The 6,567-nt window shown below is 33.0% G+C and carries 9 protein-coding genes; all 9 read right to left on the bottom strand.

What is annotated here, in order from left to right; genetic code table 11:
* Positions 1-130: 130 nt before the first annotated feature.
* The 9 genes from ABUA27_RS07405 to ABUA27_RS07365 all read right to left on the bottom strand — a co-directional run bounded on the left by ABUA27_RS07405 (position 131) and on the right by ABUA27_RS07365 (position 6,463).
* Positions 131-388, bottom strand: a complete 258-nt coding sequence (locus tag ABUA27_RS07405) for a type II toxin-antitoxin system Phd/YefM family antitoxin (RefSeq protein ID WP_279079429.1) — start codon at positions 386-388, stop codon at positions 131-133.
* Positions 389-514: 126 nt separating this feature from the next.
* Entirely contained in the window at positions 515-1,150 is a 636-nt protein-coding gene (locus tag ABUA27_RS07400; protein ID WP_281080306.1) for a hypothetical protein, read from the bottom strand.
* A 4-nt stretch (positions 1,151-1,154) separates the two neighbouring features.
* The gene (locus ABUA27_RS07395; protein WP_281080314.1) at positions 1,155-1,808 is read right to left on the bottom strand and encodes an HAD family hydrolase; all 654 of its coding nucleotides are present in this window, start codon (positions 1,806-1,808) and stop codon (positions 1,155-1,157) included.
* On the bottom strand, positions 1,792-2,871 hold the full coding sequence (locus ABUA27_RS07390) for an SIS domain-containing protein (protein ID WP_287969302.1): 1,080 nt from the start codon (positions 2,869-2,871) through the stop codon (positions 1,792-1,794). Before ABUA27_RS07390 ends, ABUA27_RS07395 begins: the two co-directional genes overlap by 17 nt.
* A 52-nt stretch (positions 2,872-2,923) precedes the next feature.
* Positions 2,924-3,928, bottom strand: coding sequence for an SIS domain-containing protein (locus tag ABUA27_RS07385; RefSeq protein WP_117459017.1), 1,005 nt, complete (start codon positions 3,926-3,928; stop codon positions 2,924-2,926).
* Positions 3,929-3,974: 46 nt separating this feature from the next.
* Positions 3,975-4,799: a PTS system mannose/fructose/sorbose family transporter subunit IID gene (locus ABUA27_RS07380; protein ID WP_006504551.1), complete on the bottom strand. Its 825-nt coding sequence runs from the start codon at positions 4,797-4,799 to the stop codon at positions 3,975-3,977.
* Positions 4,780-5,556, bottom strand: coding sequence for a PTS mannose/fructose/sorbose/N-acetylgalactosamine transporter subunit IIC (locus tag ABUA27_RS07375; protein WP_129981266.1), 777 nt, complete (start codon positions 5,554-5,556; stop codon positions 4,780-4,782). The genes ABUA27_RS07380 and ABUA27_RS07375 overlap by 20 nt, the downstream gene beginning before the upstream one ends.
* Before the next feature lie 10 nt (positions 5,557-5,566).
* Positions 5,567-6,034, bottom strand: coding sequence for a PTS sugar transporter subunit IIB (locus ABUA27_RS07370; protein ID WP_006504553.1), 468 nt, complete (start codon positions 6,032-6,034; stop codon positions 5,567-5,569).
* 15 nt (positions 6,035-6,049) lie between these two features.
* Complete coding sequence (locus ABUA27_RS07365; protein WP_129981265.1) at positions 6,050-6,463, bottom strand: PTS sugar transporter subunit IIA; 414 nt, start codon at positions 6,461-6,463, stop codon at positions 6,050-6,052.
* Positions 6,464-6,567: the final 104 nt, after the last annotated feature.

Below are 6,567 nucleotides of genomic sequence, written 5' to 3'. Positions count from 1 at the left end.
AAGGCGGCACATTATGCATAAAAAAATGCCAGCCACTACGTGGCTGGCATGGGTACATGTTTTTAATTATTTCACCTATCTACTTGACAGGGGCGCATCATGTGAATGCGTTTTATAGTCATCTATATTCTTAGTGCTTTTTCTCCAAATCATCGAATACTTTTTTTGCATCAACTGCTTCTGCACCATCCAACAGTTCTTGTTCAGATTCAAAGATTGCTTTATCTATACGATTTATTCTAGCAAACTCATCATATAATTCACTGCTCATCACAACCAGGTCACTATAGCCATTTTTTGTAATGAAAATAGGTTCATGATGTTTGTGTGCAATATTAGAGATATCATTTGTATTTCTTAATTCCTTAATAGGTAGAATTAGTGGCATAATATCTCACTCCTTTCATCAACACAATTATAGCATAATTATGTTGATGTGATAGAAATATTCTGGTAAATATAAAAGACAACCTATTAGGCTGTCTTTACGGTAAGGAATCTTTCAATCATCCTATTAATTTTGGGATTTAATTAAAGATTCATATACAGTTCCTTTACTGTCTTCTAAGGCTTTATTCTTATATTCCTTGCTTTTTGATTCATTACCCATATTCTTGTAGATAATTGATAATAAGAATTCAAGATAGGGAGTATCTTCATTGTTTTTAGTATATTCTACATCTTCTAGATCAGATTTTAATTCATCATAATACTTAATTCCACCACTAATCAAAGTATCATTAACCATATCCATCTGTCTATATAGGGCATGATCATTTGTCGTGCTAACCATTTCCAACAAACGATCAATCATAGATGCATTCTTCTTATCTACATATATATAGAATACTGATTTTGCAAGAGCAGACTTCTGCTTAGAATTCATAGGAACATGATCCATTATATTGTTTACTTGAGTATCTATTTGTTTGTCATCTTTTAATTTTAGATAAGCATTTAAAAGTAAATATTCCCTATTAAATGGAGGAATACATATATTAGCTAGTTTAGTTGCCATTAAGTCTTTTATTGCCTTGATATCATTGTTTTGGAGTAATGTTAGATAATTTTTTAGGAGTTTCTTTCTGATGATTACTGGAATAGTACCAATAATAGCAATCACTACAGCGACAATTAACATAGCATTCATACTTTTATGCCCCTTTCTCAATCAACTTTATAATATCATTTAATTCATCAATAATTATATCTGCCTGACTCTGATCTAAGCCAAACTTATCATCTTTTAAAGCCAATACCTTAATACCAGCTCTATTTGCAGCTAATATTCCTTTAGATGAATCCTCAATAATAATAGCTTCATCTTTATTCACATTCAATTCTTTGATTGTATATAAATATATTTCTGGATTTGGTTTACTTTCTTTGAATTGTTCACCACTTACTATAAGTGAAAAATACTTTTTTAAACCAGCCTGATCCAACGCATTATTAATACTATATAAACTAGAAGAGGACGCTAACGCTATTTTACAATGTTTACTTAAGTGTTCTAAAACGGAATAAATCTGAGGTCTAACTACCGCTTTATAATCACAATCAAATGAACGAAAATATTCTTGAAGCATATTTTTAAATGTTATGAAATCTGTTTTGTTATTCCACATTCTATATGCTTGCTCATAATATAATTTACTATCAATACCAATAAGAGGAATACAATCACTTACTTGTATTTCTATATCATGCTGTTTAAAAAATCTTATCAAATCATTTATATACATGGTTTCACTATCAAAGATCACACCATCCATATCAAAAATAACAGTTTTAATCGTCTCCATCATAATTCACAAAATTCTCCGTTTTAGCAGCTGCAATAGCCTTAAATTCTTTTAATAATGGATGTTGATAAATAGAGTGTAAGTCATTTGAAACAATAAAGCTTAATAATTGTACAAATGGTAAATATACAAGTGGACATAATTCACTTGAAACAGTATCACTCAAACTTAAAACATGATCATCACTTGATAATTGAGGATTGTTTGAAATTAAATAAGCTCGATTGCTGACTTTTCGAGTAGCCTTATATACTTGTTCTACGCGTCGACTTGCACTATCGTTTCCATCAAAGAAAATCACATTGTATTGTGGCGTTAATTGAAGGTTTGGTCCATGAATATACTCTTCAATTTCATAGCAGCAACTTGGAATATGAATGGTTTCACCCATTTTTAATGCACTTTCAAGTGCTGTTCCATAATTGGCACCCGCTCCACAACTGTAAACCCAGGACATAGATGTGAAATTCTTATAATGTCGCTGAATAAAGTTTGTAGCCTGATCAATCATTTCTTCATTTAAATCAGCTGCTTTCTTTAATTCATCCAAATATTCAGTCTTTCCAGAATATGCAATTGCAAATAAATCTAAGAATAGCGCAAGTGAAGAAACACCTTTTGTGACATAGCCAACTAATTCTTCGCCCACACCGTATTCAATTACAACATCCGCAACATCTTTTACATCGCTGTTTTTATTTCCTGTTAAACAAATAGCTTTACATTCTTTTTTCTTAATGATTTTTAATGCTTCGATTGCATTTGTACTTAAACCACTCTGTGTAACCACTAAAACTAAGTCGTCCTCTTTAATATCATTTTCATAGTACGTAAATGTATATGGAGTAATGATTCTAACTTCTAAACCACTTACTTTTTCCACAAAACTTCTAGCACAATAGCAAGCATTATGACTTGATCCAGAAGCAACAAGTAAAATACGTTTGATTTCTTTTTGTTGCACTTCCTTCATCAATGGATCAACTAGTGTAGTATACTGTTCAATATTTGTTCTTAATACGCCTGGTGTTTCTTTAACATAATCAAGCATTGTTAATTTATTCATAATATACCCCCAATTAAGGTATAAAAGGTGGAATAAATCCACCCTTTATATTTTAGTATTCTAATCTTCTGTAGTAACGACGGATTTCCATAGGGTGACGAGTTTCGATTTCCATATGAACATCAATTCTGTTGTTTACAGCATGCATTACATGGTGAGATAAGTGTTTACGATATTTTTCACTAATTCCCTTTAATTCGTAATCTTTAGTGTCAATGATTGTGTAGTTTGCACAAATTCTTGGAATAAAGTTAGCTACACGTTCAGATAATGGACGCTGAGCATCTTCACCAATATAGATTGTAACTGGAGTTTCTTTAGTTACGATTTCAAACATACCATGGAAGAATTCATTTGATGTGATTGATTTAGTTTTTAACCATAACTGTTCTTCCCAATAGCACATTGCATATGAGTAAGTAGCTCCCCACTGGTTTCCAGCACCTACAAAGTAGTGCATTTCATCATTCCAGTGTTTTTTAGCGAATTCAATAGCGAATGGTTCAGCTTTCTTTTCAACTTCTACTAAATCTTCTGCTAAGTATTTGTCAAATTCAGCATACATATCATCGTAGTCTTCTAATTCACCATTGTTGAACATGAAACGGTCAGCAACCATGAAGAACTTTAACTGTTCGTTCATTGGGTAAGAGATCTTGTAGTCTCCTAAATCTAATAAGATAGCTTCTTTAGCATCAACAAATGAGATAACTGTAGCACCAACTTCAGCTTTGATTTTCTTGATAGCATCAACGACTTCTTTAGTGTTTCCAGATACAGATGAGATAATAACAACTGTATCTTTAGTAATACGTTTGTTTCCTGTAGTTAAGTATTCAGCAGCATTTTCTGCCCAAGTTTCAATAGCACTCATTTCTTTCATGTGTACTGTAGCCTGCATAGCACTTGCCCAAGTACCACCAACACCTAACCAGCAGATGTTTGAATATCCATGTTCGCAGATTTCATCAACGATTTCGTTGATCTGAGGGCGTAAAGCTAATGCGCCATTTACGCTATCGATTTTTTCCTGTTCATTAAATTTAATCATTTCCATTTTCTTTTCCTCCGTTTTTTTAAAATTTATCATTTTTTAAAATTTATTAACAACCTAAAATACCAAAGAATGCTCCGACTAATCCGATCACAACGCAGATTAACAATAATGTAGTTGTCTTAACATTTTTCTTTTTCAATAAGTAGTAAACTAGTAATGTGAATAATAATGGCATTAAACCAGGCATGATATTATTGAATACAGAATTCAATGTAGTTGCTTCATTACCAGAACCAAACTTCAATGGGAAACTGATTGATACGTTTTCAGCAGTCATACCACCAACAACCATCAATCCTAAAACACTTGCTGCATAAGTAAGTTTTGACATTAATCCATTCTGCTGGATCTTAGCCAAGAATCCACTACCTAATTTATAACCAGCATTCATTAAATAATAACGTAATCCCTGAGCTGGAAGGTTGAAGATTAATAAGAATAAGATAGGTCCTAAGATATTTCCTTGATTTGCTAGAGATAAACCAACACCAGTAGCGATAATACGTAATGTTCCCCAGATGAATGAATCACCAATACCTGCTAAAGGTCCCATTAATGAAACCTTTACATTGTTGATACTTTCTGTATCAAATTCAGGATCATTTGCGTTACTTTCTTCCATAGCAGCACTAATACCTAAGATTAATGTTGCCAATTGTGGAGTTGTGTTGAAGAATTCCAAGTGACGTTTCATAGCTGCAACTTGATCTTCTTTATTTGGATATAACTTTTTGATAACTGGTAACATACTATAGCAGTATGACATATTCATCTGTCTTTCATAGTTCCAAGACCATTCCAAACCGAATGAACGCCAGAATACTTGATTTAACTCTTTTTTAGTTAATTTATTAGAAGTCGTCATCTTCATCTACTCCTCCTTCTGTTGCTGTTTGAGTTGAATTACTACGTAACTGAGTTAATACGATAGCAATGATAACTCCAAAAATTGCGATTGCTGTTACTGGAATCTTTAAGTATACGCTTAGTGCGAATCCTAAGAAGAAGAAACATGCAACTTCTTTGTCCATAATCATCATTAATAATAAACCGAACCCAATTGCAGGTAATAATCCCATTGTGATCTGTAAACCATTTGAAATCCATTTAGGAATGACATTTAATAAAGCCTGTACAGCTGGTCCACCAGCATAGTAACCACATCCTACAATCACACCGATAATTAAGTTAACACCGAAGAATCCACCTAATAAGTGCATTCTAGCAACTCCAGCCATATTTCCTTCAGCTGCATATTTATCTGCTTTATGAACAAATGGAGGTAAGATGAATACCATTCCAACGTTCTTTGCAATTAAAACTAATGAAGCAACTGGTAAACCTACAGTCAATGCAGTTTCTGGTCCAGCTCCTGTTGTAATTGTGAAAGCTGTTCCTAATACAGTTCCTGAAATCATTTCAGGTGGAATACTAGCACCGATTGAGAAAGCTCCCATAAATGCTAATTCTAATGTTGCACCTAAAGTAACACCTGTTTGTACATCACCAAGTACAATACCTGTTAAAGTACCCATAACCAATGGTCTTGACAACAAACTTGTACCGAACAAATACTCAGCATTTCCAAGCATTGCTACCAAGCCAAGTAAAATTGCTTGTAGTAACATATTTCTCCTCCTATAAAACTTTTTCTACATTTACTGGATTATCTTCTGGAACCATCTGAATTGTTACATCCACGCCTGATTCACATAATCCTTTTAAAATTGTTTCTTCTGCTGGTGTAATATTCATTGCTTTTGAAATATTACGAGTTTCAGCAGTTGCCTTAGTACCACCAAGATTTAACTTTTTGATGTTGCATTCTTTACACAATCTTTCAGCATCCTTAATAGATTCAACTACAGTTAATAATTTATATTTGTCTGTAACACCACTGTTGATTGCTTTTACTGCATCATCCATACTTTTGATAACTAATTTAACACCACTTGGTTTTGCCATCTTGATTGAAGTTTTTCTTAAATCATCTTTCATAACTGCATCGCATGCAATTAAGATACAATCTGCTTCAACTGCATTTTTCCAAGAAAAAGCAACTTGACCATGTAACAATCTGTGATCCACTCTTAATAATTTAATCATTTTCTTCTCCTCCTATTAGAAATCTTCATCATCTTCGCTTGTTATTCCATTCATAACAGTCATTCCATCTTTAGCTGCTTCGATTAAATCGTTTGCTTCTGCTAATTCAAGTTTTCCGTTCAAGCCTTTCATTACTGCATCTAATACTAATCCCATGTTCATTCCTGAGAAGACCATTACATTATCTAATACTGCAAGTTTAGATAAAGCTGTGTGAACACTTCCACCTTTGATATCACACAAGATTAAGATTTGTTCATCACTCTCTTTTACTTCTTTCAAAACTTCTTGATAAAAGTCTTCAGGATTTTGTCCAGGAAGCAAGCTATATGTTTCTATATCCTTAGCTAAATCTCCAACAATCATAGAAACTGAATCTTTCATCCCTTTAGATAGTCCTCCGTGTGATGCAAGTATGATTTTTGCCATATTCTCTGCACTCCTTTCTTTTCGTTTTAGTTCATGCAAGCTTCGTGCCAGTTTGTAGATCAATTACGTTCAGTCTGTAGAACTAGCTTCCACTTATGCTTAAG

It is taken from the genome of Catenibacterium sp. RTP21428st1_D7_RTP21428_210409 (assembly GCF_040227455.1).
Classification (GTDB): Bacteria; Bacillota_I; Bacilli_A; order Erysipelotrichales; family Coprobacillaceae; genus Catenibacterium; species Catenibacterium mitsuoka_A.
Note: the sequence above shows the minus strand (reverse complement) of the source record. Positions and strands in the feature narration are given on the sequence as shown.

Excerpts from the sequence above, each read along its gene's own strand:
- ABUA27_RS07405 (WP_279079429.1), bottom strand. The coding sequence starts at position 388 with ATGCCACTAATTCTACCTATTAAGGAATTAAGAAATACAAATGATATC.
- ABUA27_RS07400 (WP_281080306.1), bottom strand. The coding sequence starts at position 1,150 with ATGAATGCTATGTTAATTGTCGCTGTAGTGATTGCTATTATTGGTACT.
- ABUA27_RS07395 (WP_281080314.1), bottom strand. The coding sequence starts at position 1,808 with ATGATGGAGACGATTAAAACTGTTATTTTTGATATGGATGGTGTGATC.
- ABUA27_RS07390 (WP_287969302.1), bottom strand. The coding sequence starts at position 2,871 with ATGAATAAATTAACAATGCTTGATTATGTTAAAGAAACACCAGGCGTA.
- ABUA27_RS07385 (WP_117459017.1), bottom strand. The coding sequence starts at position 3,928 with ATGGAAATGATTAAATTTAATGAACAGGAAAAAATCGATAGCGTAAAT.
- ABUA27_RS07380 (WP_006504551.1), bottom strand. The coding sequence starts at position 4,799 with ATGAAGATGACGACTTCTAATAAATTAACTAAAAAAGAGTTAAATCAA.
- ABUA27_RS07375 (WP_129981266.1), bottom strand. The coding sequence starts at position 5,556 with ATGTTACTACAAGCAATTTTACTTGGCTTGGTAGCAATGCTTGGAAAT.
- ABUA27_RS07370 (WP_006504553.1), bottom strand. The coding sequence starts at position 6,034 with ATGATTAAATTATTAAGAGTGGATCACAGATTGTTACATGGTCAAGTT.
- ABUA27_RS07365 (WP_129981265.1), bottom strand. The coding sequence starts at position 6,463 with ATGGCAAAAATCATACTTGCATCACACGGAGGACTATCTAAAGGGATG.